The sequence below is a fragment of the Haloarcula japonica DSM 6131 genome (assembly GCF_000336635.1).
GTDB lineage: Archaea > Halobacteriota > Halobacteria > Halobacteriales > Haloarculaceae > Haloarcula > Haloarcula japonica.
The window spans coordinates 211446-234793 of record NZ_AOLY01000005.1 but is presented as its reverse complement, the minus strand read 5'-3'; the positions used below and the strand labels follow the sequence as shown (position 1 = coordinate 234793).

Below are 23348 nucleotides of genomic sequence, written 5' to 3'. Positions count from 1 at the left end.
CCAGGCATTCGAAGGCCCGCTCGTGCAACCTCGCTCACTCGCTGTCGGAATCGCTCTGGCTTCGCTCGTCGTCCTTGGAGGCTGTAATGCCTTCAGCACTGCCGGTCCGAGCGGCGGCGAGCGGACCGTGACGCCCGCCCCGGTCCCCACGCCGGATCCGAGTCTGCCGCCAGGTGTCACCGCCAACAGCATCAGCGACCCCGAGCGACTCGGCAGTGCCCACGAGCGACGGCTCACGAACAGGAGCTACACCGTCACGGTCGTCCGAACCGTCCAGTTCGCCAACGGGACGACGGCGCGGCGGCTGGAGCGGGGCCGGATAGTAGGTGATGACGGCGTGATCCTCTCGTGGCGACACCGGGCAGGGCACGAGCGGGCCGGCGGCGACACCATCGTCGGCAGACGGTCGTGGACCAACGAGTCGGTGCACGTTCTCCGCTTTCAGTATGCAAACGGGACTACGCGGTACATGGTCGAGGAATCCCACCAGCGGTATCCGTACCGGCGGACCGCGTACAACGTCGCGACGACGTTATCAGACGAGAACGCGGCCGTCGTCGCCAGCGATACCAACGCCGACCCGCCGACGTACGTACTTGAGTCACGGGACTTGGGCGAGGAGTGGGCAACGAGCGCGGACCTGGACCGCGTCGAAACGAGCAGCATCCGAGCGATTGTCACCGGGACGGGACTCCTCACGCGCGCGTCGGTACGATACACCGGAACGCGGGACGGTGCGCCGGCCGTCGCCAACAGTACCATTCGGTTCGATACCGATTCGGGAGCAGTCACGCGTCCGACGTGGGTGGAGACAGCGCTCAAACAGCAGTCCAGAGAAAACGAGACAAACGCCGAGTCCACGCAGGCGACCGGCTAAACCGGGACGAGCGGCGACACCGCCAACGCGATGCCGACGGCGAGCACCGGGTAGTCACGACGCTCGAAGGCAAGCGGCGGCAGCGTCGGGTTCCACGCGAAACAGCGGGCCCGCAGGGCGACCGAGAGCCGGTCCGAGCGGTCGAGGGTCCGTTCCAGAGACCGGACAGCGAGCAGCCGAACGCGGTCCCGGAGCGGACGGGCCTCGCCGCCACGAGCGTGTATCGCGTCGCGCACTTCCCGAACGTCAGCGAGCACCAGCGGGAACAACCGGACGACGAGCGCCATCCCGGTACCGAGAATCTGTCCGGGCTTCCCAGGTATCAGCCGCTGGACCGCCGCCCGCGTGTCCCGGACTGGCGTCGACGTGAGGTAGGCGGCGCTAACGAGTAACACCGGGAGGATGCGCCCGACGTGCAGCGCCGAGCGGAGCGCCGGGTCGACCCGAAACCACGGCGGACCGAGGACCACGCCGGCAACGACGGGGGCCAGTGCCAGCACGGCAAGGACGACCCGATACGAGTGCAGGACCGCAAGCGGCGAGAGCCGCGCCGCCGCGAGCGTGGCCAGCGCGAACGCGGTCGTTCCGACGAGCCACGGGAGCGTGGGGTGAGCGACCGCGGCGATAGCGAGCCCGAACTGGACCAGCAGCTTCGACCGTGGGTCCAGCCGATGCGCGAACGTCGAGCCGGGTCGGTAGCTCAACATCGCGGGTCTCTGATGCCGAGGTCCGGGAGGGTATCGAGCGCCTCGGCTGGCGGCGCATCGAGAACGACCTGCCCGTCGTGTAGGGCGACGAGGCGGTCAGCCCGCTCGTGGAGGTCCCGGAGGTCGTGCGTGACGACGATGATGCCCGTGCCATCGGCGGCCAGCGCGTCGAGATGGTCGAGTACCGACTGCCTCGCCGGCCAGTCGAGCCCGACGAGCGGTTCGTCGAGCACGAGGTAGTCCGGCTCCATAGCGAGTGCCCCGGCGATGGCGACGCGGGCCTGTTCACCCCCAGAGAGAGCGTCGATACGGCTCTCAGCGGCATCACCGAGGTCGACAGCGTCGAGCGCTGTTTCGACCCGGCGGTCGATCTCGGCCCTGTCAAGCCCGAGGTTCTCCGGGCCGAAGGCCACGTCAGCCGCCACAGTCGCAGCGACGAACTGGTCGCGGGGGTGCTGAAATACCATCCCGATACGTGTCCGGGCGACGACATGGTCATCCGTCACGTCGGTCCCATCGACGGTGACCGTTCCGGCGTCGGGCGTCAGCAGAGCGTTGAGATGCCGGACGAGTGTCGTCTTGCCGCTCCCGTTGGGCCCGACGAGTAGACAGTACTGGCCAGCAGGTATCGACAGCGTGACCCCATCAAGAACATCGACATCGCCGTACCGATAGCGCAGATCGCTGACCTCGATCATCGACCGGCGAGATACCCACCCTGTACGATGGCGATTGCGATACCGAGCTTCAGGAGATCTGGTGGTATGTACGGCGCCATCAGAGCGGCGGCGCGACTGAGTGGGAGGCCAGTTACGAACGACATCCAGGGGATGCCGATAGCATACACGACGGCGACCGCTGCGGTGAGCGCGACGCCCTGCACCGGAACGGAGAGGTCAGCGACCGGTTTCGGCGCGATGCTCCGGTGTGCGATAGCGCCGGCGACGACCGCACCGACGAGGAAGCCGACGAGGAAGCCGCCGGTTCCCTGCCCGGCGATAACATAGCCAAGGCCCGCGTTCGCGTTCGAGAACACCGGAGCGCCGGCGATACCGACAAGGATGTACAACAGCAGGGCGACGCCGCCCCACAGCGGCCCAAGCAGCAGGCCGGCGAAGAACATCCCGAACGGCTGCAGCGAGAACGGTACCAGCGGTCCCGGGAGTGGGATAGATATCTGTGCGAGCCCCGCGGTCAGCGCCGCGAGCAGCACCGCCTTCGTGAACAAGCCCACGGTCTCATCGTCGACGAGGTCGACGGATTGCTCTGTTGCCATGGATCTCCCTCTCTCGTCAACCGAAATATAGCCAGTGGTTCACAGAGCGCGTTTCCGCGGACCGCCCGCTCCGTTCACTCGGCAGGCGTAACGCGCACAAGCACGTCGTCGTGCTCCCGCGGGAATCCGTCGCCAGCGCGGCCGTCGCGGTTTGACGTGACGAGGTACAGCCCGCTGTCTGGCCCCTGTTCGACGTGGCGAATCCGACCGAGCTCGTCGGCCAGCAGGGAGTGCGTCGTCGCGGTGTAGGCGTCGTCGGTCCAGTCCGCGTCGTACACCTCGGCGTCATCACCAGGTGGCAGGTCCTCATCGGCGGGTGTCAGCGTCGTCACGAGGAGTTTCTGGTCCTTCAGCCCGCCAGTGAGCAGTCGGTTCCGGAGCGACGGCACGGCGTCACCGGTGTAGAACAGTGACCCGGAGGGTGCCCACCCACCAGTGCTGCCCGTGTTTGCGAGCGGCCGGCTGACCTCGGGGCCAGCATCGAGGTACTCCGCGTGTTCGCGAGTGTCGGGCCAGCCGTAGTAACCCCCCGCTTCGAGGCGGTTGAGTTCGTCCCGGCCGGTCGGGCCGTGTTCAGAGGCGACGAGCGTCCCATCGGGGAGCCAGGCCAGCCCCTGTGGGTTCCGGTGACCGTAGGTGAACACCCGCGGGTCCCCACCCAGGTCCGGGTTTCCGGGCGCGGGATCGCCCGCGGGCGTCACGCGGAGGACCTTCCCGCCCAGCGAGTCGGTGTCGGCGGACAGTTCGCCGTCGCCCCCGTCTCCCGTCGTAATCCAGAGGTAGTTTTCGGGGCCGAACGTGAGCCGACCGCCGTTGTGTATCTTACTCCCCGAAATCTTATCGACGAGGACGGACTCCGTAGCGGCCGGGTCCTCGGCCGACACGTCCATGGCGACGACCCGGTTGGCTCGCTCGTCGTCGGTCATCGTCGTGTAGTAGACGTACACCACCGGCGGATCGGGGTACGTCGGGTGTGCGGCAATGCCGAGCGTGCCCCCCTCGCCACCCGTTACCCACCAGCCGTCGTCGCTCGATTCCGCATCGATGACTTCTGCCGGTTCGGTGACTGTTCGGACGCTGCCGTCGGTAAACGAGAGGACGCGACCGACCCGTTCGGTGAGAAACAGCGTTCCGTCCGCGGCAAACGAGAGGTCCCACGGTATCTCCAGGTCCTCAATGAGAGGGTCGGTGGCAAGCGGCGTGTCCGTCGGCGACGTGGTTGGGGCCGACCAGTCGGTGTCGGGTGACTGGCGACGCTCGTGGCTGAGGGAGACGTCGTAGCGATCCAGCGCCCGCGCCGGACCCGCCGTCGTTGTGGTTGTCGGTGTCGAGTCCGAGGGCTCGTTCTGTATCCCGGACTCACCGCGACAGCCGGCTAGCCCGGTGGCCCCGATACCGGCGAACGCGGCGAGATACTGGCGGCGGGAACGGGCGTCACGGCTGGGTTTTCGCATAGATTTCACTGACGGATAAAGAAGAATAAAGATGTCGGAGACAGCCGGGTTAGCGAGCGGCAGCCGCGACGCGTTCTTTCTCTTCTTTCTGGTTGACCGCGTAGGCCTGGACGTCGTCGTTAGCAGCGCCGATGAGCTGCTGTGCGAGCGCCTCGGCGGCGCTCGTGGTGGTCTTGAACGAGCTACCGTAGACGCCCTCTGCGAGGAACTTCAGGGCCTGGTCGACGCGGCGCTGTGGCGCGACGTCGACAGCCTTCGGGACCGAGATGCCACCGTATTTCAGGCGGACGGTCTCCTCTCGTGGGGCGCTGTTCTCGACAGCACTGACAAGTACCTGAATCGGGTTCTCGTCGGTGCGCTCGTGAACGATTTCGAACGCCTCAGTGACGATGGACGTCGCGAGCTGCTTCTTGCCCGTATTCTCGTCGGTCTGCATCAGGCGGTTGATGAGCCGCTCGACGATGCTGATCTCGCTTTTCTTGAACTGCTTGTCCGCGTGACGCCCCATCGTGTGGGCGATCGGCGTGACAGTGATGTAGCGCTCGGTCGAGGGGTCGGAGTACTCGATGTCCGTGATCTCCCACTCGCCGAACAGCTTCGCGCGAGCCGTCTCCGACTCGCTTTCCTCAGCCGCGTCAGCGTCATCCTCGGGTGTGTCTTCTGCACTCATGGTTATCGGACCGGTTTCTCCGCGTTCCCGCGAACGAGTTCAATGAGAGAGACGCCGTTGACTTTCTCGACCTTGTAGTTGACACCGGAGAGGTCGCCCATCGCGCGGCCCTTCGCCCCGCCGATACCCGCGATTGTGACCTCGTCGTGCTCGTCAATGAAAGAGATAGCGCCGTCACCGGGACAGAATGCGGTGACCTGCTTACCGTTCTTGATGAGCTGGACGCGGACACACTTCCGGATAGCGGAGTTAGGCTGCTTGGCCTCGATTCCGACTTTCTCCAGTACGATACCTCGTCCCTGGGGCGCACCCTCGAGCGGGTCGGACTTCTTGCCCAGGCCGCGTTCGCGACGCGCGTAGTCAGTGTCGGACCACCGGTGTTTCTGGCGGTCCTTCTTGAGCTTGCGCGCGGCGTACTTGCCGTTCGCCATAGTAGGCACTGGTACCTTTCGGAGGTACTTAAGACTCCTCTTTCGGACTCAGCCAGTAGCGCCGTCGTGTGTGGCGTTCTGTGCCACGGCAGGCGAAAATCATGTTAAAGAATTATTTTTGATAACGCGGGGGGTGGGTTTACAGCGGCGGTAAAGAAATCGGGGAGCAAGACACTCCAAGCGACACATGAAGCTCAACACAATCCTTCCAGCGGCAATTCGGAAGAGTTACCTCCGGAAGTTCGGCCTCGCTGTCGTCGTCATCGCGCTCGTCGTGAGCAGTGCGGGGCTGGTGGCAGTGGACGCCATCAGTGGCGACCTGACCGAGCAGCGACAGAACGAACTGGAGACGACGACCCAGCAAGAGGCGAACACGATGGAAGGCTGGATCGAACAGTCACGACGGACCACCCGATACCTGTCGAACCACTACCAAGTAGGTAGTTCATCAGTGACACAGGCTATGCGAGTATTTCAGACGTCCGAAACTCGGATCGGCGGTTCGCTCCATACGATTACGCTCGTGGACAGGTCTACGGAGACCATCGAAGGGTCGACGAACGAGTCGTACCAAGGCCGGACGCTCGACGACCTAGACATCAAGTGGCGGACGGGCAGCGGGTCGCTGCTGCTGAGCGGTGAGGACGCGGTTTCGCAATCGCGTGTGTTCGAAGAGAACGGGGCACATTATATGGCGTTTATCAGCAACGTCCCGCGGACGAATTACCGGACGATGCTCATCTACGACGTTAGTCAGCGGTCCCAGTCCTTCGAAAACTCGATCGACGGGGGCGAGACCCACGTCATCGAATACGATAACGACGGCAACGAAGTGATCTTCGCCGACAACACCTCGCGAATCTTCGACCGCTACGACGGCGAGACCGAACGGCAGGTGATAAACAATGGAGCCAACAGGACGACCGGCACGCTGCAGGCGAACGGCGAAGTGTGGGGATACGCCAAGATAGAGGCGATGAACTGGGTCGTCGTCAAGCGTGCACCGGTCGAGAGCGCCTACGCTCTGCGCGATACGATCCAGACGGACGTCTTCGCGCTCATCGGTCTGGCACTGCTCAGTTTCCTGGCGTTCGGAGCCTTCGTCGGCCGTGACATCCGTAATTCGCTCACGGCCGTCGCATCGAGCGCAGAGGCCCTCGCCCGCGGCGAACTGGACGGTCACAGGGAACACAGTGACCGCCTCGACGAGATCGGACGGGTACAGACGGCCTTCACCGAGATTCAAAGCTACCTCGGTACCGTGGCTGGGCAGGCGGACGCGCTCTCCAGACAGGCGTTCGACGCCGAGGTGCTTGATGAGGACGTCCCCGGCCGGCTTGGCGAGTCCTTGGAAGAGATGCGGGGCGACCTCCAGCAGTTCATCGACGACATCGAGACCGCAAAGCGCGACGCCGAGACGGCACAGCAGGAGGCCGAGGCGCTGGCCGACTCGCTCGAACAGCAGGCCGAAGCGTTCTCGGCCGTGATGCAGGAAGCGGCCGATGGCGATCTCACCCAGCGCCTCGACGCCGACACGGACAACGATGCGATGGCCGAAATCGCCGCTGCCTTCAACGACATGCTTGCCGAACTCGGCCAGACAGTCATCCAAATCCGGGAGTTCGCCGATGACGTTGACGGCTCCGCCGCCCAGATCACCGCAAGCGCCACCGAAGTCCGCGACGCCAGCGAGGAGGTCAGCGAATCCGTCCAGGAAATCGCGACTGGCGCGGAAACGCAGTACGAGAACATCGAGGAGACCGCTGACGAGATGTCGAGCCTCTCGGCGACAATCGAGGAAGTCGCGGCCCAGGCTGACGAGGTCTCGGCCACGTCGAACGAGGCCGCCGAAATCGGCGAAAGCGGCAGCGAGCACGCGGCGGAAGCCGCGGACGTGATGAACGATATCGAAACGCGGGCCGACGAGACCATCGACCGCGTCGAGTCGCTCGACGAGGAGATGGAACAGATCGGCGATATCGTCGACCTCATCGATAACATCGCCGAGCAGACCAACATGCTGGCACTCAACGCCTCCATCGAGGCCGCCCGCGCCGGTGAAGCGGGCGAAGGGTTCGCCGTCGTTGCCGACGAAATCAAAGGCCTCGCACAGGAGACGACCGAAGCCACCGAGGAAGTCTCGACTGTCATCGAGGATGTGCAGGACACCACCGGCGAGGCCGTCACCGATATCAGGCAGATGGGCGACTCTGTGGAAGACGGCATCGACACCGTCGACGACGCCATCGAATCGCTCGAACAAATCGTCGACCGTGTGGAGGAGGTCAACGACGGCATCCAGTCCATCAGCGACGCCACCGACGAGCAGGCCGCCTCGACGGAGGAGACTGTCGCTATGATCGACGAGGTCGGGACGATCAGCGAGGAGTCGGCCAGCCAGGCAGAGGGCGTCGCCGCCGCCGCCGAAGAACAGACCGCGACGATCAACGAGGTCACCGGCGGCATCGAATCACTCTCCGACCAGGCCAGTGATCTCAGCGAACTGCTGGCACAGTTCGACGTGGAATCACACAGCGATACCGACGTGTACGAACACGACGCGCCGGACACCGCAGCGGACGACGACTGAGTGGCGAAGTCCACACATCCCGGCGCTGCAGTTCTTCATGATTAAAAAATACGCTTGACAGTGTGGAATCAAGCGTGATAACCGGAGAGTTGGTTTCTAGTACCGGCGCTTGAGTTATTCAAACAGATCTGTCGTAGTAGCTATGAAACTCGAACAACGTCTCCCAGATGTCGTCCGGCAAACGTATCTCCGGAAGCTGGCGCTTATTATTCTCTGTATCGCCCTGCTCGTTGCAGGTGTTAGCGCCACCGCGGAGCGGACGGTTGCAGACGAACTGACAGAACAGCGCGAGAACGAACTGCAGACCGGTACCGTCCAGACGGCGGCCACGACAGCGGACTGGGTCCGGAGCCAGCGCAACGCTGCTCGAACCCTCTCGACGCTGTCCGACGTCCAGGAAGGGAGTCCAACGATGATTCGTGGCGCGTTACAGCGGCAAGCGTTCTACCAGCCGGACTCAGTGTATGCCATCCACTACGTCAATGAAGAGACTCTAGAGATCAGGGAATCATCCTTGAGCGACCGGCGAGAGACGTCGCTCCGGACAGACGACTTCGAGTGGGAAGGCGGGAACCTCTCGGTCACCGGATCGAACTCGGTCGATATGTCGACAGTGTACACCTATGACGGGGGCAAGTACATCGCCTTCGCGAGCCCAGTCGCCCGGAGTGACAAGCTGGTCGTCGTGGTCCACAACGTGACCGCGCGGACGGCCCAGTTCCGCAACTCCATCGAGGGCGGTGAAACGCGGATCGTCCGACAGGACGGGACGGTCCAGTTCGCCGAGGACGCCTCGACCATCGGCACGCAGTACAACGTCTCCGCTAACCTGGCCGCACTCACAGCGGAAGACAGCGGCGTGGCCCGGAGCGGGTCGTACCTGATCGCCGCGGAGGCTGTCGATGACACGCCGTGGATCGTCGTCAAGCAGGCCCCCGAGTCGGCTGCCTTCGCCCTCCGTGACAGCATTCAGGGGAGCTTCATCGCCATCATCGGCGTCTCGCTGGCCGGGTTCGCCCTCATCGGCGTCCTCGTCGGTCGCGGCATCATGCAGTCACTCAGACGGCTTTCGACACAGGCAGAAGCCCTCGCGGTGGGGAACTTCGACACCGATATCGAACAGTCTGACCGCCTCGACGAGGTCGGCGACGTCCAGAACGCCTTCTACGAGATGAAGACCTATCTCGACACCGTCGCCGCACAGGCCGACGCGCTCTCCAGGCAGGCGTTCGACGACCCTGCACTCGACGAGGACGTGCCCGGCCAGCTTGGAGCGTCACTATCGAGCATGCACGGGAACCTCGAATCGTTCATCAGCGACCTCGAACAGGCCCAGCAGGAGGCAGAGGAGTCCAAGTCGGAGGCCGAAGAGATCGCAGGCACGCTCGAACAGCAGGCGGAGGAGTTCTCGGCTGTGATGCGGAAAGCGGCCGACGGCGACCTCACCCAGCGCCTCGACACCGACACTGACAACGACGCGATGGCCGATATCGCCGCCGCGTTCAACGATATGCTCGCCCAGCTCGGCCAGACAGTCATGCGTATCCGTGAGTTCGCCGACGACGTCGACGGCTCCGCCGACCAAATCACTGCGAGCGCCACCGAAGTCCGCAGCGCCAGCGAGGAGGTCAGCGAATCCGTTCAAGAGATCGCCGACGGCGCGGAGAACCAGTACGAGAACATCGAGGAAACGGTCGACGAGATGTCGGGCCTCTCCGCGACAGTCGAGGAGGTCGCAGCGCAGGCCGACGAGGTCGCGGCCACGTCGAACGAGGCCGCCGAGATCGGCGAAACCGGCAGTGAGCGCGCATCAGTGGCCATCGAGATGATGAACGACATCGAGACGCAAGCAGACGAAACAATCGACCGCGTCGAGTCGCTCGACGAGGAGATGGAACAGATCGGCGACATCGTCGACCTCATTGACGACATCGCCGAGCAGACCAATATGCTCGCGCTGAACGCCTCCATTGAAGCCGCCCGCGCCGGTGAAGCGGGTGAAGGGTTCGCCGTCGTCGCCGACGAAATCAAAGGCCTCGCACAGGAGACGACCGAAGCCACCGAGGAAGTCTCGACGGTTATCGAAGACGTGCAGGACACGACCGGTGATGCCGTAACCGACATCAGACAGATGGGCGACTCCGTCACTGACGGTATCGATACCGTCGACGACGCCATCGAATCGCTTGAGGCCATTGTCGACCGGGTTGAGGAGGTAAACAACGGGATTCAGTCCATCAGCGACGCCACCGACGAACAGGCCACGACGACGGAGGAAGTGGTGGCAATGACCGACGAGGTCGGGACGATCAGCGAGGAAACTGCTTCCAGCGCCGAGAACGTTGCTGCCGCCGCTGAGGAACAGACCGCGACGATCAACGAAGTCACCGGCGGCATCGAATCCCTGTCGGACCAGGCCGGCGACCTCAGCGAACTCCTGCAGACGTTCGACGTCGATAGCGGAACCACACACAGCGATACCGACGTGTACGAACACGACGCGTCGGACGTCTCAGTGGGTGACGACTGAGCACAGTCGCTTTCCAGTAAGCTTTGGAAAAAGACGATACGAGGGGGACCGCCCCGCTCAGGTCAGTTCGATGCCGTCGATTTCGAAATGCCGCTTCGCCAGTTGCCGGGCGGCATCGATATTCTGCCCTTCACGACCGATAGCGGCCCCGCGGTCCTCCTGTGCCACTTCGACGTAGGCGACGGTGTCGTCGTTCTCCGAGACGGTAACGTTGTACACCGCGGCCGGCGCGAGCGCGTTGGCCACGAAGTCCTCAGCCGTCTCTGCGGCTTCGACGAGTTTGACCTCGCGACCCAAGCGCTCCTCGACGCGCTCGACCGTCTGGCCGCCCGGGCCGATAGCGTCGGCCATCTGCCCGCGTTTGACCAGATACACCACCTGGTCGTGGTCCTCGTCGACGATGCAATCCCGGACGGTGACGGCTGCCTCGTCCTCGAAGAGGGCGACCAGTCGACGTGCTTCGTCCGAGAGTTCGACCCGCATCAGTCCTGGGTCGTTCCCATCCGGAGGTTGACGTCGCCGGTGCCGAGTTTGATCGGCTTCCCGACAATGACGTTCTCCGTGACGCCGTCGAGTTCGTCGACCTCGCCGTGGATGGCGGCATCGAGCAGGTGATTAACCGTCACCTCGAACGCGGCACGGGCGAGCACAGAGTCTTTGGACCCCGAGATGCCGTGGCGGCCGATGGACTCGATGGTCCCCTCGTTGGTCATGATGTCGGCCACGAGCATCAGGTGCCGGACGTTCACGTCGTCGAGCCCCTGCTCTTCGAGCGTGTTCATCGTCTCGTTGATGAGCGTCTCGCGGGCCGCTTCGACGCCGAGTTCCCGGTATATTTCGTGGATGTTGTTACACGTCGTCCGGGAGGCGTCGACGCCCTCGATGTCGAGTACTTCACCGAAGTCAGAGCCTTCGGTGTAGAGGACGAACTCCTCGCCGTTGTCGGTCTCCTCCTTTCGGATAACGACGCGGGTGATCTCCTCGATTCCCTTGAACACGATCTCTCGCAGCTCCTCGACCAGCTGCAGCAGGTCGCGGTAGCTGGGTTCCTCAGGGCCGAACTCGATGACGGTGCCGGCCTGCCGGGCCGAGACACCGAGATTCGATTCGATTGTCTCGGCGATCTCCTCGGCGATGGCGTCTGTATCGTTGACCGTCGGCCACCGCTCCAGCAGCGTGTCCTCGTTGAGGTCGATCTCAACGAGCATGTCCGCGACGTTCGTCGAGATATCACCGAGCGCGAGGATGCGCGTTGCCTCGATCTTCCAGACGACCTCGTGGGCGCGCTCGCGGTCCGTCGCGTACTCCTCGTCGAGGTGGACCGTCATCATCGGCGTGTCCGGCGTCTTCCGAGCGTCCACCAGCTCGATGAGCCGTGGCAGGCCCTGCGTCACGTCGATCTCGGCGACCCCCGCATAGTGGAACGTGTTCATCGTCATCTGCGTTCCCGGTTCGCCGATGGACTGGGCTGAGACGGTCCCGACCGGGTCCAGTGGATCGACACGCGTGTCGAGGTAGCGGGTCTCGACGGCCTTGGCGATGCGGTCAGCGTCGTCGACGCCGACGCCGCGTTCCTCGATAGTGCTGTACACTTCGTCTTTCAGCCGTCGCGGCAGTTCAGTGTCCTCGACGACGGCTTCGATGTCTGCTGATACGTCGTGTGCTGTCATTGTTAGTCGTCCCCCTCGGCCATCCACCAGTCGTCCGCGTGCTCCGAGAGGTTGGTCCGCTCGGTACGGGTCCCGAGGAAGCTCTCTTTCTGCTTCTCGCTCTCGAACTCCTCGTCGAGGACGCTGTCGGCGATCTGGTCGACGTCCACGATGTCGCCGTCCTGATTCGAGGATACGTCGACCGGTGACGTGCCGTCCTCACCGAACTCGAACTGGACGATGGTGTCCGAGGTGTCCCGGACAGTTCCGTCGTACTGCGTTTCGAGTTCCGAGAGGGCGTTGATGAGCCGGCGCTGCAGGTACCCGGACTTGGAGGTCCGGACAGCCGTATCGACCAGCCCCTCGCGGCCACCCATCGCGTGGAAGAAGAACTCCTTCGGGCCGAGCCCGGAGCGGTAGGAGGCCTCGACGAAGCCGTGGGCGTCCGCCGAGAGGTCGTTCTCCTCGAAGTGTGAGAGGGTGCGGTTCTCGTAGCCGCGGTTGATCCGCTCGCCACGAACTGCCTGCTGGCCGACACAGCCGGCCATCTGGGTCAGGTTCAGCATCGACCCACGCGCACCGGATTCGGCCATTATGACGGCCGGGTTGTCCTCGCCGAAGTGGTCCTCGGCGATGTCACCGGCGGAGTCACGTGCCTTGCCCAGCGTCTGCATGATCTTCATTTCGAGCGTCTCGTCGACGGTCCGACCGGGCAGCGATTCGAGTTCGCCGCGGTCGTAGGTCTCGATGAGTTCCTCGACGCGGTCGTACGCGCTGTCGATGGCGTCGTTGATCTGCTCTTCGGCCTCCCGCGGGATCGACTCGTCGTCGATGCTGATCGAGAACCCGAAGTGCATGATCGACCGCATCGCAAGCGCCGAGACCTCGTTGACGAGAATCCGGGCGCGGGTCCGGGAGTAATCCTTGGCGATGGTATCGACGATTTCGCCGCCGAAGGCCCCGACGGCGTCCTCGTCGATGGTGCCGCCGGTCATCTGGCCGTCCTCGACGACGACAGTATCGCCGGCGGAGGACGTGAACTCCAGATTCAGGTCCTCGGGCAGCAGTTCCGAGAACAGCGACCGGCCGGTCCAGTACTCCTCGCCGTTCTCGTCGACGCCGTCAGCCTCGGGCAGTTCGTCGATGCGCGTCGCCCGGAGGAGGTCCAGCGCCTGCGTCTCGTTGAACTTCGGATTGGTGTGGGTCAGCAGGTAAGTCCCGCTGATGTGGTCCTGAATCGCCCCGATGATGTTCTCGCCGAAGCGCGGGGAGAGCATCTGTTCCTGCACGCGCATGAGGACGCGGGCCTCGGCCCGGGCCTCCTCGTTTTGCAGCGCGTGCATGTTCATCTCGTCCCCGTCGAAGTCAGCGTTGTACGGCGGACAGACCGTCGTGTTCAGCCGGAACGTCTTGTACGGCATCACGACGACCTCGTGGGCCATGATAGACATCCGGTGCAGCGACGGCTGGCGGTTGAAGATGATGATGTCACCGTCGACCAGGTGGCGGGACACTTCCCACTCCGGTTCGACTTTCTCCGCGAGTTCCTCGCAGTTCTTCTCGGTCACCTTCAGCCGGCGGCCGTCCGGCCGCTTGACGTAGTTCGCGCCAGGGTGGGCTTCAGGCCCGTTGGAGACGTACCGTCGCGCCTCCTCCAGGTTCCGGTCGGTGACGTTCATCGTCTGGGTCATCTCCTTGGCGACCCGGTCCGGCACACCGACCTCGTTCAGCGAGAGCGTCGGGTCCGGCGAGATAACGGTACGAGCGGAGAAGTTCACGCGCTTCCCGGACAGTGAGCCACGGAAGCGCCCCTCCTTGCCTTTTAGGCGCTGGGAGAGGGTCTTCAGCGGCCGACCGGAGCGGTGTCGCGCCGGCGGCGTGCCCGAGATCTCGTTGTCCATGAACGTAGTGACGTGGTACTGTAGCAGTTCCCAGAGGTCCTCGATAATCAGCTGTGGCGCACCCGCCTCGCGGTTCTCCATGAACCGCTGGTTGATTCGGATGATGTCCACGAGTTTGTGAGTGAGGTCGTCCTCGGAGCGCTGGCCGTTGTCCAGCGTAATCGAGGGACGGGCCGTGACCGGTGGCACCGGCAGCACCGTCAGAATCATCCACTCCGGGCGGGAGCGGGCCGGCTTCATCCCCAGCACTTCGATGTCCTGGTCCGGGATGTCCTCGAACCAGTCCCGGATGTCGCTGGGCATGAGCTTGTTCATGTCCTCCTCGGTCAGATCGACCGACAGCGCCTTCTCAAGCGCCTTGCGGTCCTCCTGTCGGGGACGGAACTCGCCGCTGAGAATCTCCTGAACGCGGCTGCTGTCGATGCCGGTCTCCTCGGAGAGATCAATCGGCGAAATCGGCTCCTCGGACTCCTCCATCGCGGCGGCGATCCGCTCGGGGTAGTCCGAGGCCAGCACGTCCTGCACCTCGTAGTAGGTGGTCGGCTTCTCGTGTTTGATATCGTACTGCTTCTCGCCACAGAACGGACAGCGGTCCTTCTTGCGGGCCTGTCGGATGGCGGCCTTGGTCACGTCGTTGAGGTCGCGACCGAGGTCCTGGGTTCGTGTCAGTCGGTCCGCAAACTCGTCGCGCTCGTGCTCGTCGAGACAGAGTCGGGAACACTCCCGGCAGGTCCCGCGCAGGAGTCGGCGGATGAGCTTCGCGAAGCCGACGTGGATAACGGGGGCTGCGAGTTCGATGTGGCCGAAGTGGCCGTTACACGACCCGCTGTGTTTCCCGCAGGTCTTGCACTCCAGTCCGGGGTCGATGACCCCGAGTCGCGGGTCCATCAGCCCCATGTCGATGGGGAAACCGTCGTCGTCGTACGTGTCGGCCGTAATCACTTTCGTGGCCGACATCTCTCGGTACTCCTCTGGGTCCATCAGCCCGAAGCTGAGCTGACCGATTTCCTGGGGTGTCTGTTGTGAGCTCATACTGCGTCCTCCAGTTCGATCCGCGGGGCGATTCCGAGCGCTTTCATCTCGTCGAGCAGGAGCTTGAACGCGTAGGACATCTCGACCTCGTGGATGTCAGTCTCCTCCTCGCAGTTCGGACAGTAGATGCGCCGTTGCTCGACGTTCTCGACGGCGGTCATCCCACACTGTCCACAGACGTTGATCCACTCGCGGTCGGACTCATCGAGCAGGCGCTCCTTGAGCGCCATCGCCGCACCGTGCCCGATGAGCACGTCCCGTTCCATCTCACCCACACGGAGGCCACCTTCGCGGGCGCGCCCCTCGGTCGGCTGACGGGTGAGGACCTGCACCGGTCCGCGCGAGCGGGCGTGCAGCTTGTTCGAGACCATGTGGTACAGCTTCTGGTAGAAAATGTCGCCGACGAAGATCTCCGCATCGATCTTCTCACCGGTAACACCGGAGTACATCGTCTCCTTGCCGCTGGAGTCGAAGCCGTGGTCTTCGAGGGAGCCACGGAGTTCCTCCTCGTCCTCGCCGGTGAAGGCAGTGCCGTCGACGCGGCGGCCTTCGAGCGCGCCGACTTTGCCGCCGATCATTTCCAGAATGTGGCCGACGGTCATCCGCGACGGCAGTGCGTGCGGATTGATGATGAGGTCCGGGACGACACCCTCCTCGGTGAAGGGCATGTCCTCCTGTGGGGCGATGTGGCCGACGACGCCCTTCTGGCCGTGCCGTGACGCGAACTTGTCCCCGAGTTCGGGGATTCGCTCGTCACGCACAGAGACCTTCGAGAGCTTCGAGCCGTCCTCGCCTTCCATCAGCGTCACCGTGTCCACGACGCCGGATTCGCCCGAGCGCATCGTCACGCTCGTCTCCCGGCGCTTCTGCGGTGAGAGACCGCCCATGTCGTCCGGTTCTTCGAGGAACCGGGGCGGGCTCGTCTTGCCCAGCAGGACGGCGTTCTCGCCGACCTTCGTCTCGGGGTTGACGAGGCCGTCGTCGTCGAGGTGCGTGTACGCTTCCTCGCCGCGAGCGCCACGGACCTCGTCGTCGGGGATCTCGAAGCGGTCCTCCTGACCACCGGGGTAGCGCCGCTCCTCGCCCTCATAGGTGCGGAAGAAGTGCGAGCGGGCGAGCGCACGGTCGACCGACCCCTGGTTCATGACGAGTGCGTCCTCGATGTTGAACCCCTCGTAGCTCATGACGGCGACGACGAAGTTCTGTGCCGCGGGGCGGTCGTCGTAGCCGATCTGTTCGGTGGTCTGGGTCTTGACCATCGACAGCTGCGGGTAGTGCAGCAGGTGCTGGCGCGTGTCCGGGCGAATGCGGTAGTTCGCCGACGGCAGGCCCAGCGACTGCTTGATCATCCCCGACCCCATCGTAATCCGGGGCGAGGCGTTGTGTTCGGGGTAGGGAATCATCCCGGCACCGATACCGAACATCAGCTGCGGGTCGACTTCAAGGTGCGTGTGGTTGTCGGTGAGTTCGTCCTCGTCGACGCCGACGAGGATGTCCTCCTCTTCCTCGGCATCGATGAACTCGACGAGGCCGCGCTCGACGAGCTCCTCGAATTCGAGCTCACCGTTTTTGACCTGCTCGACCTCCTCGTCGGTCATCAGCGGTTCGCCGTCCTCGACAACGAGCAGCGGGCGTCGGGCACGGCCGGCGTCGGCGTTGATGATGACTTCCCCGGTCCGGTTCTTGACCGAGACGTTGACCATCTGGGAGACGTCCCCCCGTCGTCGCGCCTGTCGTACCTGTTCTGCGAGCTGTTCCGGGTCGGGGTGTGTGCCGACCAGACTACCGTTTACGTATACTTTGGCTTCGCGTCCCTGACTCATGTTAATCGTCCGCGGGCTGCTGTTCGATCGACTCGATACCGGGGATGCCCTGGACCCCCATCTCTGCGAGTTCCTGTTTGAGACCCTGTGGGTCCGATACGTCCTGTGACAGCTCCATCGCCTGGGCGAAGTTCTTCACCAGCCCACAGTTGGGGCCCTCCGGCGTCTCAGAGGGGCAGATGCGACCCCACTGGGTCGCGTGCAGGTCCCGTGCCTCGAAGTGGGGCTGGGAGCGACTGAGCGGCGAGCGCAGTCGCCGGAGGTGCGAGAGCACCCCCATGAAGTCGGTCCGGTCGACCAGCTGGCTCACGCCGGAGCGGCCGCCGACCCAGTTCCCCGTCGCAATCGGGTGTTCGAGCCGTTCGGTCAGCACGTCCGAGCGAACGACAGTCGAAACGGACAGCTGGCGGTTCCGCATGTTGGCCCGTTCCAGCTGATATTTCACGTCCCGGGCGAGCTTGTTCAGCGCCGTCCGGAACAAGTCGGTCATCAGGTCGCCGCTGACCTTCAGCCGCTTGTTGGCGTAGTGGTCCTTGTCGTCGGATTCGCGGCGGCCCAGCGCCAGTTCGAAACACGCCTCGGCCATCCGGCAGAGGTAGAACGCCTTGTTGATGCGGACCTCTTCTTCCTCGACGCCTTCCTCGTGCAGGTGCGGGAGGAGATAGCGGTCGATGACGTAGTTGGCCCGTTTGAGTTGGTAGTTCTTGCCCTGCCCGGAGGCGACACGCTTGCCCAGCGTCTCGATGGCTTCCTCGGTCGTCTGGACCTCGGCCTCCTCCAAGTTCTCCAGCATGAACTTCACGATTTCCGGGTCCTCGCTGACGCGGTGGACGATCTCCTCGTCCGACTCCAGCCCCAGCGCGCGGACCAGCGTGACGAAGTCAATACTGCCCGAGACGGACGGGAACGAGACTTCCAGCAGTCCATCCCGCGTTCGTTCACACAGCACCAGCGCGCGGTAGCCACGGCGCTGGGAGAACGTCTTGGCGACCTGCACCTCGTCGCCGTACTTGGTATCGTACTCGGCCAGAATCTTGTTCGGCGCGAGGTCCTCGCTGGTCATCAGCACCCGCTCGGAGCCGTTGACACAGAAGTAGCCACCGGGGTCTGCGGGGTCCTCGCCGATATCGATGAGCTCCTCGTCGCTGAAGCCCGCGATGTTGCACTTGTTCGACCCGACCATGATGGGCATCCGCCCGATCTTGGTCTCGGTCCGGTCGACGACTTCCTCCGGTTCTTCCTCGCCACCGCGGACGATGGCCATCTCCATGAACACCGGCGCGGAGTAGGTGATGTTCCGAAGTCGGGCTTCCTGCGGGTACAGCAGTTCCTCGCTGCCGTCAGCTTCGCGGACCCGTGGGGTGACGACGCGGACGTCGCCCAGTTCGACCCACACCGGTTCCTGCCCTTCCTTGTCACCGATGTCAGTCTCGATGGTCTCTTTCTCGTCGACGACCTGCTGCATCCCCCGGTCGAGGAACGCGTTGAACGAGCGGAAGTGGTGTTCGGCGAGCCGTTCCTTGGCGAAATATTCACGCGAGATAGCGCGGCGATCTTGTGTGTCCATTATTCTACCACCAGTCGATAGACAACTGCGGTGTCGGTCGTCCGGGAGTCACGTTCGATCCGAACCACGTCACCGACTTCGGCGTCATCGGGCAGCGCCTTGTCGGTGCGCTTGATCTTCGGAAGGTCCGTTTTCTTGATTTCATACTCAGTGAGTACTGCTTCGAGGTCGTCCTCGTCGACGACACTGTGGTCTGGGACGAGGTCGTGTTGACTTACATCTACCATGTGTGTGCGTGTGCGTTTGGCCTGCTGCTGGAGAAGGTGGCTGTCACGAGATACTACAGGGTCATACTGTCGGGGTTCATATAACACTTACCAAGTCGCTCTGCCGTGGCTATCGGACCCGCCCACCCTCACCGGCTGCGGGCGTGGTTGCTCCTACCAACCACATGAAGCAGACCGGACATAGAACTTTGGGTCCCGTCATGTGCACTCATCCCGAGGCGGGTCGCTTTGGAAAGTCTTAATACCGACACCAAGGTACGAAGAAATGCAACGAAGGCCCGGATGGTGTAGTGGCCCATCATACGACCCTGTCACGGTCGTGACGCGGGTTCAAATCCCGCTCCGGGCGTTCTATTGCGACCAAACTGACGAGCACCGTGTGGTGGTGTTCGTAGGCTGCCCGGATGGTGTAGTGGCCCATCATACGACCCTGTCACGGTCGTGACGCGGGTTCAAATCCCGCTCCGGGCGTACTTTTGCGGCGAGCAAATTCGCGAGCCGCAAATCCGTAATGAGCGGATTTGAACCCTAGAAGTCGCAGCGCCGAGCCAAGAGAGGCGACCGTCTTCCGTTGGTTCAAATCCCGCTCCGGGCGTTTCTCTGCATTCAATTCGACAAGCGACGGATTTCGTCGCGTTGCTATCGTTCCACAGCTCCACCAGTACACGCTTTAGGAGCCGTCAAACAGGCAGTATACACCGTCTACTAGCCGGGAAAGCGGCACATACTGAGATCACAAGTGCAGGACAACAGTAGACGTCCGGGGAGGTGGCCCCCTTAGCCTGTCATAGTGTCCGTCCACCGGGGTCGGACGTGCTATCACTTCACGCGGGATGGCATATGTTTTGTGTTGGTTGTACGGCGTGGCGAGTAACGGCTGTCAGCGACAAACTGTTTACGAGGCCCCGCAAAAGAGGGGCCATGGAGGACGTGGATGGCGAGGAAATGCCCGGCGCGATCGTCGAGGCGTTCCTCGAACGCGAGGAGGGCGTCCGGGCGCTGCTTGAGGAACTGGAGAAGCTCACTATCGAGGGCCGCCACGAGGAGGTCCGCGACCGGGTTCGCAATCTGGCTGACAGCGACGAGTCAGTGTTTTACACCGTGGCGTTCAGCCTCACCAACTCGCGGCAGTTCTTCGGTGACGTGGAGGCACAACTGGACGTGACCGCCGCGGACCGGCTTCGGGACCTCGCCGACACGTTTCCCGCGCTGGCCGAGCCGTTCAACATCGTCCGAACGGAGCGGGCTGACGACCGCCTCAATCCGGTGACGGACACGAGCTACGCGGTGAGCTACCACCGCGGCGTCGAGTCGCCGATGGTGACATACAGCCCGCTGTCGGGCGAACAGGAGCTGTACGAGTCCCGCGGGACGCCGAGCGAGGTACTGCGGGTCGCGTCCGACCTCACGGGCGCGACGACCGACGCGCTGGACGTGGCGATGGACAACGACTACTCGGTCAACACGGAGGAGCTGAGCGCGCTCATCGACCGCCGCGAGGAACTGGAGACAGAGCTGAGCAAGCTCCGGGACCAGCTCGACGAGCTTCGCCGGACGCCCGTCTCGGACGAGTAGCGGCCATCGGTTCGGACGCAGTATCGTAGGCAGTCCGGAGCGCAAACCCGGGCCACAGTGCCGTAACTGGGGCGTTTATGTGTCGTGGACGTAAACGCACAGATACGATTTCCTATGGGAATGGACCGATTAGAAGATCAGGTCGAGAAGGAGGCGCGGGACCTGTCGATCCTCGAAGCCGTCATCGAAAACGGGCCGATCGGTATCGTTCGGCTCGCCGAGGAGACAGGGGTCCCGAAACACAAGGTGCGGTACTCGCTACGGATGCTGGAAGACGACGAACTCATCGAGCCGACGCCACAGGGAGCGATCCCGGTCGACAACATCGATGAACGGGTCGCAACGATCAACGACGGCATCGACCGACTGGTCGAACAGTTGGACGGGCTGCGAGACGTGTTTGCGGCCGCAGAGTAGCGCCGCCGGGACGACCAGTCGGCACCCGTTTCCGTGGCAGTAACCCTTTTCGAGCACCGACGTGATATCTCGGTATGGATGTCGCTCTCATCAGCGATTCACACATTCCCTCCCGGGAACACGAGATTCCGCCGTCGTTCCGGGAACGCATCGAGGTCGCCGACCACGTCATTCATGCCGGTGACTTCGACAGCAAAGGGGCGCTTGCTGACATCCGTCACATGGCGACGGCACTGACCGCCGTCTCGGGCAATATCGACCCGCAGATCGGGTTGCCGGAGCGGGCGACAGTCGAACTCGGCGGCGTCACGTTCGTCGTGACACACGGCACCGGATCGCCACGGGGCTGGGCGGACCGCGTCGCCGCTGCGGTCCGCGAGGAGGCCGACAGCAGCGCCGTCGGCGTCGCCGGCCACACCCACGAACTTGTGGACACCGTCTACGAGGGCGTGCGCCTCCTGAACCCCGGCAGCGTCACGGGAGCCTCGCCGGCAGACTGTCCGACCATGATGACCGCGACAGTCGAAGACGGTTCGACTGACGTGGCCCAGCATGAACTGTAGCGCGGCTCGGTGAGCGGGGCCACCGGACCGTCGCGCCCGAGATGTACCGGCAGCTGTTGCCACTGTTGGCCGGCTTTGCAGCGAACGCGGGTCTTTTTCCGGCAGAGACCGCAGAAGCGGTATGGAAGTCTTCGCGGTCGAGGGGCTGCCCGAGGTCCGCCCTGGCGACGACGTGGCCGAGCTGGTCGTCGAGCAGGCCGACCTGCAGGACGACGACGTGGTCTGTGTTGCTAGCACCATCGTTTCCAAAGCCAATAGACGCGGCCGGTCGCTGTCATCGTACGAGCCAGGCGAGCGCGCCGAGCGCATCGCGGCGACTATCGAGGACATCGCCGGCGAGGAGAAGGACCCGCGGATGGCACAGGCGATTATAGAGGAATGCGAGGAGGTGCTGGTCGAAGCCCCCTTCATCCTCGGCGTGACGGAGTTCGGGCACATCACCGTCAACGCGGGTATCGACCGCTCGAACGTGCCCGGCGCGGACCTCCTTTTGCTCCCTGAAGACCCGACAGCGGAGGCCGAGTCGATCCGAGCCGGCATCCGGGAACGGGCGGGTGTCGAAGTCAGCGTCATCGTTACCGACACGTCGGGCCGTCCGTTCCGCCTCGGCCAGCGCGGCGTCGCACTGGGCTGGGCCGGCCTCCCTGCCTCACGGGACTGGCGAGGCGAGCACGACCGCGAGGGCCGCGAACTCGAAGCCACCGTTCAGGCTGTCGTCGACGAACTCGCCGCCGCGGCCAACCTCGTCACCGGCGAAGGCGACGGCGGAACACCCGCCGCAGTCGTCCGTGATTTCGACTTCGGCGACCACGCGGGCAGCGAGCAACTGTTCCGCGACCCGGAGAAAGACGTAGTCAGACAAGCACTCAGAGAGTGGTCCCATGTACGCGATTGAAATTACCCCGGAACACCCGGTCGCACAGCTCGCCTCGTTTGCCAAACAGGCAGAATCGAACGCGCTCGACGCCGTGTACGTCAGCCATCACTACAACAATCGCGACCAGTTCATGGCGCTGACAGCGATGGCCGAGCGGACCGACGACGTGCTGCTTGGTCCCGGCATCGCCAACCCCTACGAGACGCACCCAGTGACGCTGGCTTCGCGTGTGGCGACGCTTGAGGAACTGAGCGACGGGCGGGCCGTCTTCGGTATCGGGCCGGGCGATAAGTCGACGCTGAGCAACCTCGGCTTTGACCACGACGACGCCCTGCGGCGCGTACTCGAGACGTTCACGACCGCGCGAAAGCTCTGGGACGGCGAGCGAGTCGACCACGACGGGACGTTCGAAGCGGTCGATGCCGGGCTGAACTACGAGGTCGGCGAGATTCCGGTGTACGTCGGCGCACAGGGGCCGCATATGACCCGGATGGCGGCGAAGCACGCTGACGGTGCGCTGTACAACGGCGCGCACCCAAAAGACCTCGCGTGGGCACGCGAGCAAGTAGAAGAAATGGCCGACGAGCGGCCCGAGGAGTACGGCGAGTTCGACCTCGCAGCCTACGCCAGCGTCTCTGTCGCCGAGGACGAGGCCGAAGCGCGGGAAGCCGCCCGGCCGCCAGTCGCGTTCGTCGCCGCGGGGTCGCCGCCGCCGGTGCTCGACCGGCACGGCATCGACCACGAGGCCGCCGACGACATCGGACAGGCGATTTCGGCCGGCGAGTTCTCGGCCGCGTTCGAGGGCGTGACCGAAGCGATGCTGGACGCGTTCTGTATCGCCGGGACGCCGGAGACGGTGGCCGAGCGCACGGCGGCGTTAGAAGAACACGCCGACAGCGTGGTGTTCGCGTCGCCGCTCGGGCCGGATGTCGAGACGGCTATCGATTTGCTTGGGGCGGTCCTCGACCGCCGGAGCCGCTGAACAACGAAAGCACGGCCCCCAGCGACAGATACCCGAAGAAGACGACCGAGACAGTCGTGATGACAGCACCGACGGCGAGCATGAGTGCCGCCAGCGGGTCGTTCAGTGCCACGTCGAGGAACCAGCCGGGCATGTCGATGATGCTCTGGAGCAGTTCCGACAGCAGTCCTTGCATTACCTGAACGTTAGCGTGGCCCTAC

At 63.9% G+C, this 23348-nt stretch carries 21 protein-coding genes and 2 tRNA genes; 10 read left to right on the top strand and 13 right to left on the bottom strand.

Annotated elements, in window-relative coordinates; all coding sequences use genetic code 11:
• Positions 1-22 precede the first annotated feature (22 nt).
• Positions 23-877, top strand: a complete 855-nt coding sequence (locus C444_RS02405) for a hypothetical protein (protein ID WP_152420759.1) — start codon at positions 23-25, stop codon at positions 875-877.
• Here the strand turns inward: C444_RS02405 and C444_RS02400 are convergent.
• The 6 genes from C444_RS02400 to C444_RS02375 all read right to left on the bottom strand — a co-directional run bounded on the left by C444_RS02400 (position 874) and on the right by C444_RS02375 (position 5415).
• Positions 874-1584 (bottom strand): energy-coupling factor transporter transmembrane component T family protein, encoded by a 711-nt coding sequence (locus C444_RS02400; RefSeq protein ID WP_004590686.1) that lies wholly within the window; start codon positions 1582-1584, stop codon positions 874-876. The two genes, C444_RS02405 and C444_RS02400, sit on opposite strands and share 4 nt — an antisense overlap.
• A complete protein-coding gene (locus C444_RS02395) occupies positions 1578-2282 on the bottom strand; it encodes an energy-coupling factor ABC transporter ATP-binding protein (RefSeq protein WP_004590685.1) in 705 nt (234 codons plus the stop codon). The genes C444_RS02400 and C444_RS02395 overlap by 7 nt, the downstream gene beginning before the upstream one ends.
• A complete protein-coding gene (locus C444_RS02390) occupies positions 2279-2860 on the bottom strand; it encodes a biotin transporter BioY (protein WP_004590684.1) in 582 nt (193 codons plus the stop codon). Before C444_RS02390 ends, C444_RS02395 begins: the two co-directional genes overlap by 4 nt.
• 74 nt (positions 2861-2934) lie before the next feature.
• The gene (locus tag C444_RS02385; protein ID WP_004590683.1) at positions 2935-4314 is read right to left on the bottom strand and encodes a PQQ-dependent sugar dehydrogenase; all 1380 of its coding nucleotides are present in this window, start codon (positions 4312-4314) and stop codon (positions 2935-2937) included.
• 49 nt (positions 4315-4363) lie between these two features.
• Positions 4364-4984 carry a 30S ribosomal protein S7 gene (locus C444_RS02380; protein ID WP_004590682.1) on the bottom strand — a complete coding sequence of 207 codons (621 nt, stop codon included), beginning with the start codon at positions 4982-4984 and terminating at the stop codon, positions 4364-4366.
• Between the two features lie 2 nt (positions 4985-4986).
• A complete protein-coding gene (locus C444_RS02375) occupies positions 4987-5415 on the bottom strand; it encodes a 30S ribosomal protein S12 (RefSeq protein ID WP_004515440.1) in 429 nt (142 codons plus the stop codon).
• A 187-nt stretch (positions 5416-5602) separates the two neighbouring features.
• Here C444_RS02375 and C444_RS02370 point away from each other — a divergent pair, with 187 nt between their 5' ends.
• The gene (locus tag C444_RS02370) at positions 5603-8005 is read left to right on the top strand and encodes a methyl-accepting chemotaxis protein (protein WP_004590681.1); all 2403 of its coding nucleotides are present in this window, start codon (positions 5603-5605) and stop codon (positions 8003-8005) included.
• Positions 8006-8147: 142 nt separating this feature from the next.
• Entirely contained in the window at positions 8148-10535 is a 2388-nt protein-coding gene (locus C444_RS02365; RefSeq protein WP_004590680.1) for a methyl-accepting chemotaxis protein, read from the top strand.
• 57 nt (positions 10536-10592) lie between these two features.
• Here C444_RS02365 and C444_RS02360 read toward each other — a convergent pair whose 3' ends face one another.
• The 6 genes from C444_RS02360 to C444_RS02335 are packed head-to-tail and all read right to left on the bottom strand — an operon-like array spanning position 10593 to position 18734.
• On the bottom strand, positions 10593-11018 hold the full coding sequence (locus C444_RS02360; protein ID WP_004590679.1) for a NusA-like transcription termination signal-binding factor: 426 nt from the start codon (positions 11016-11018) through the stop codon (positions 10593-10595).
• Positions 11018-12205 (bottom strand): DNA-directed RNA polymerase subunit A'', encoded by a 1188-nt coding sequence (rpoA2, locus tag C444_RS02355; protein ID WP_004590678.1) that lies wholly within the window; start codon positions 12203-12205, stop codon positions 11018-11020. Before rpoA2 ends, C444_RS02360 begins: the two co-directional genes overlap by 1 nt.
• 2 nt (positions 12206-12207) lie before the next feature.
• Positions 12208-15117 carry a DNA-directed RNA polymerase subunit A' gene (locus C444_RS02350; protein WP_004590677.1) on the bottom strand — a complete coding sequence of 970 codons (2910 nt, stop codon included), beginning with the start codon at positions 15115-15117 and terminating at the stop codon, positions 12208-12210.
• Positions 15114-16940, bottom strand: coding sequence for a DNA-directed RNA polymerase subunit B (gene rpoB, locus C444_RS02345; RefSeq protein WP_004590676.1), 1827 nt, complete (start codon positions 16938-16940; stop codon positions 15114-15116). The genes C444_RS02350 and rpoB overlap by 4 nt, the downstream gene beginning before the upstream one ends.
• Position 16941: 1 nt before the next feature.
• Positions 16942-18507 (bottom strand): DNA-directed RNA polymerase subunit B'', encoded by a 1566-nt coding sequence (locus C444_RS02340; protein ID WP_004590675.1) that lies wholly within the window; start codon positions 18505-18507, stop codon positions 16942-16944.
• Positions 18507-18734, bottom strand: coding sequence for a DNA-directed RNA polymerase subunit H (locus C444_RS02335; RefSeq protein WP_004590674.1), 228 nt, complete (start codon positions 18732-18734; stop codon positions 18507-18509). Before C444_RS02335 ends, C444_RS02340 begins: the two co-directional genes overlap by 1 nt.
• 276 nt (positions 18735-19010) lie before the next feature.
• On the opposite strand from C444_RS02335, the gene C444_RS02330 reads away from it, so the two are divergent.
• The 7 genes from C444_RS02330 to C444_RS02300 all read left to right on the top strand — a co-directional run bounded on the left by C444_RS02330 (position 19011) and on the right by C444_RS02300 (position 23148).
• A tRNA-Asp gene (locus C444_RS02330) sits at positions 19011-19083 on the top strand.
• 49 nt (positions 19084-19132) lie between these two features.
• A tRNA-Asp gene (locus C444_RS02325) sits at positions 19133-19205 on the top strand.
• Positions 19206-19655: 450 nt separating this feature from the next.
• The gene (locus C444_RS02320; RefSeq protein WP_004516061.1) at positions 19656-20309 is read left to right on the top strand and encodes a hypothetical protein; all 654 of its coding nucleotides are present in this window, start codon (positions 19656-19658) and stop codon (positions 20307-20309) included.
• A gap of 120 nt (positions 20310-20429) precedes the next feature.
• Positions 20430-20726, top strand: coding sequence for a winged helix-turn-helix transcriptional regulator (locus tag C444_RS02315; RefSeq protein WP_004590673.1), 297 nt, complete (start codon positions 20430-20432; stop codon positions 20724-20726).
• 74 nt (positions 20727-20800) lie between these two features.
• Positions 20801-21289, top strand: a complete 489-nt coding sequence (locus C444_RS02310; RefSeq protein ID WP_004590672.1) for a metallophosphoesterase family protein — start codon at positions 20801-20803, stop codon at positions 21287-21289.
• A 121-nt stretch (positions 21290-21410) separates the two neighbouring features.
• Positions 21411-22184, top strand: a complete 774-nt coding sequence (locus tag C444_RS02305) for a coenzyme F420-0:L-glutamate ligase (protein ID WP_004590671.1) — start codon at positions 21411-21413, stop codon at positions 22182-22184.
• The gene (locus tag C444_RS02300; protein ID WP_004590670.1) at positions 22171-23148 is read left to right on the top strand and encodes a 5,10-methylenetetrahydromethanopterin reductase; all 978 of its coding nucleotides are present in this window, start codon (positions 22171-22173) and stop codon (positions 23146-23148) included. The genes C444_RS02305 and C444_RS02300 overlap by 14 nt, the downstream gene beginning before the upstream one ends.
• Here the strand turns inward: C444_RS02300 and C444_RS02295 are convergent.
• Positions 23105-23323 (bottom strand): hypothetical protein, encoded by a 219-nt coding sequence (locus C444_RS02295; protein ID WP_004590669.1) that lies wholly within the window; start codon positions 23321-23323, stop codon positions 23105-23107. The genes C444_RS02300 and C444_RS02295 overlap by 44 nt on opposite strands.
• Between the last annotated feature and the right edge of the window lie 25 nt (positions 23324-23348).

Excerpts from the sequence above, each read along its gene's own strand:
- C444_RS02400 (WP_004590686.1), bottom strand. The coding sequence starts at position 1,584 with ATGTTGAGCTACCGACCCGGCTCGACGTTCGCGCATCGGCTGGACCCA.
- C444_RS02395 (WP_004590685.1), bottom strand. The coding sequence starts at position 2,282 with ATGATCGAGGTCAGCGATCTGCGCTATCGGTACGGCGATGTCGATGTT.
- C444_RS02390 (WP_004590684.1), bottom strand. The coding sequence starts at position 2,860 with ATGGCAACAGAGCAATCCGTCGACCTCGTCGACGATGAGACCGTGGGC.
- C444_RS02385 (WP_004590683.1), bottom strand. The coding sequence starts at position 4,314 with ATGCGAAAACCCAGCCGTGACGCCCGTTCCCGCCGCCAGTATCTCGCC.
- C444_RS02380 (WP_004590682.1), bottom strand. The coding sequence starts at position 4,984 with ATGAGTGCAGAAGACACACCCGAGGATGACGCTGACGCGGCTGAGGAA.
- C444_RS02375 (WP_004515440.1), bottom strand. The coding sequence starts at position 5,415 with ATGGCGAACGGCAAGTACGCCGCGCGCAAGCTCAAGAAGGACCGCCAG.
- C444_RS02370 (WP_004590681.1), top strand. The coding sequence starts at position 5,603 with ATGAAGCTCAACACAATCCTTCCAGCGGCAATTCGGAAGAGTTACCTC.
- C444_RS02365 (WP_004590680.1), top strand. The coding sequence starts at position 8,148 with ATGAAACTCGAACAACGTCTCCCAGATGTCGTCCGGCAAACGTATCTC.
- C444_RS02360 (WP_004590679.1), bottom strand. The coding sequence starts at position 11,018 with ATGCGGGTCGAACTCTCGGACGAAGCACGTCGACTGGTCGCCCTCTTC.
- rpoA2 (WP_004590678.1), bottom strand. The coding sequence starts at position 12,205 with ATGACAGCACACGACGTATCAGCAGACATCGAAGCCGTCGTCGAGGAC.
- C444_RS02350 (WP_004590677.1), bottom strand. The coding sequence starts at position 15,117 with ATGAGCTCACAACAGACACCCCAGGAAATCGGTCAGCTCAGCTTCGGG.
- rpoB (WP_004590676.1), bottom strand. The coding sequence starts at position 16,940 with ATGAGTCAGGGACGCGAAGCCAAAGTATACGTAAACGGTAGTCTGGTC.
- C444_RS02340 (WP_004590675.1), bottom strand. The coding sequence starts at position 18,507 with ATGGACACACAAGATCGCCGCGCTATCTCGCGTGAATATTTCGCCAAG.
- C444_RS02335 (WP_004590674.1), bottom strand. The coding sequence starts at position 18,734 with ATGGTAGATGTAAGTCAACACGACCTCGTCCCAGACCACAGTGTCGTC.
- C444_RS02320 (WP_004516061.1), top strand. The coding sequence starts at position 19,656 with ATGGAGGACGTGGATGGCGAGGAAATGCCCGGCGCGATCGTCGAGGCG.
- C444_RS02315 (WP_004590673.1), top strand. The coding sequence starts at position 20,430 with ATGGACCGATTAGAAGATCAGGTCGAGAAGGAGGCGCGGGACCTGTCG.
- C444_RS02310 (WP_004590672.1), top strand. The coding sequence starts at position 20,801 with ATGGATGTCGCTCTCATCAGCGATTCACACATTCCCTCCCGGGAACAC.
- C444_RS02305 (WP_004590671.1), top strand. The coding sequence starts at position 21,411 with ATGGAAGTCTTCGCGGTCGAGGGGCTGCCCGAGGTCCGCCCTGGCGAC.
- C444_RS02300 (WP_004590670.1), top strand. The coding sequence starts at position 22,171 with ATGTACGCGATTGAAATTACCCCGGAACACCCGGTCGCACAGCTCGCC.
- C444_RS02295 (WP_004590669.1), bottom strand. The coding sequence starts at position 23,323 with ATGCAAGGACTGCTGTCGGAACTGCTCCAGAGCATCATCGACATGCCC.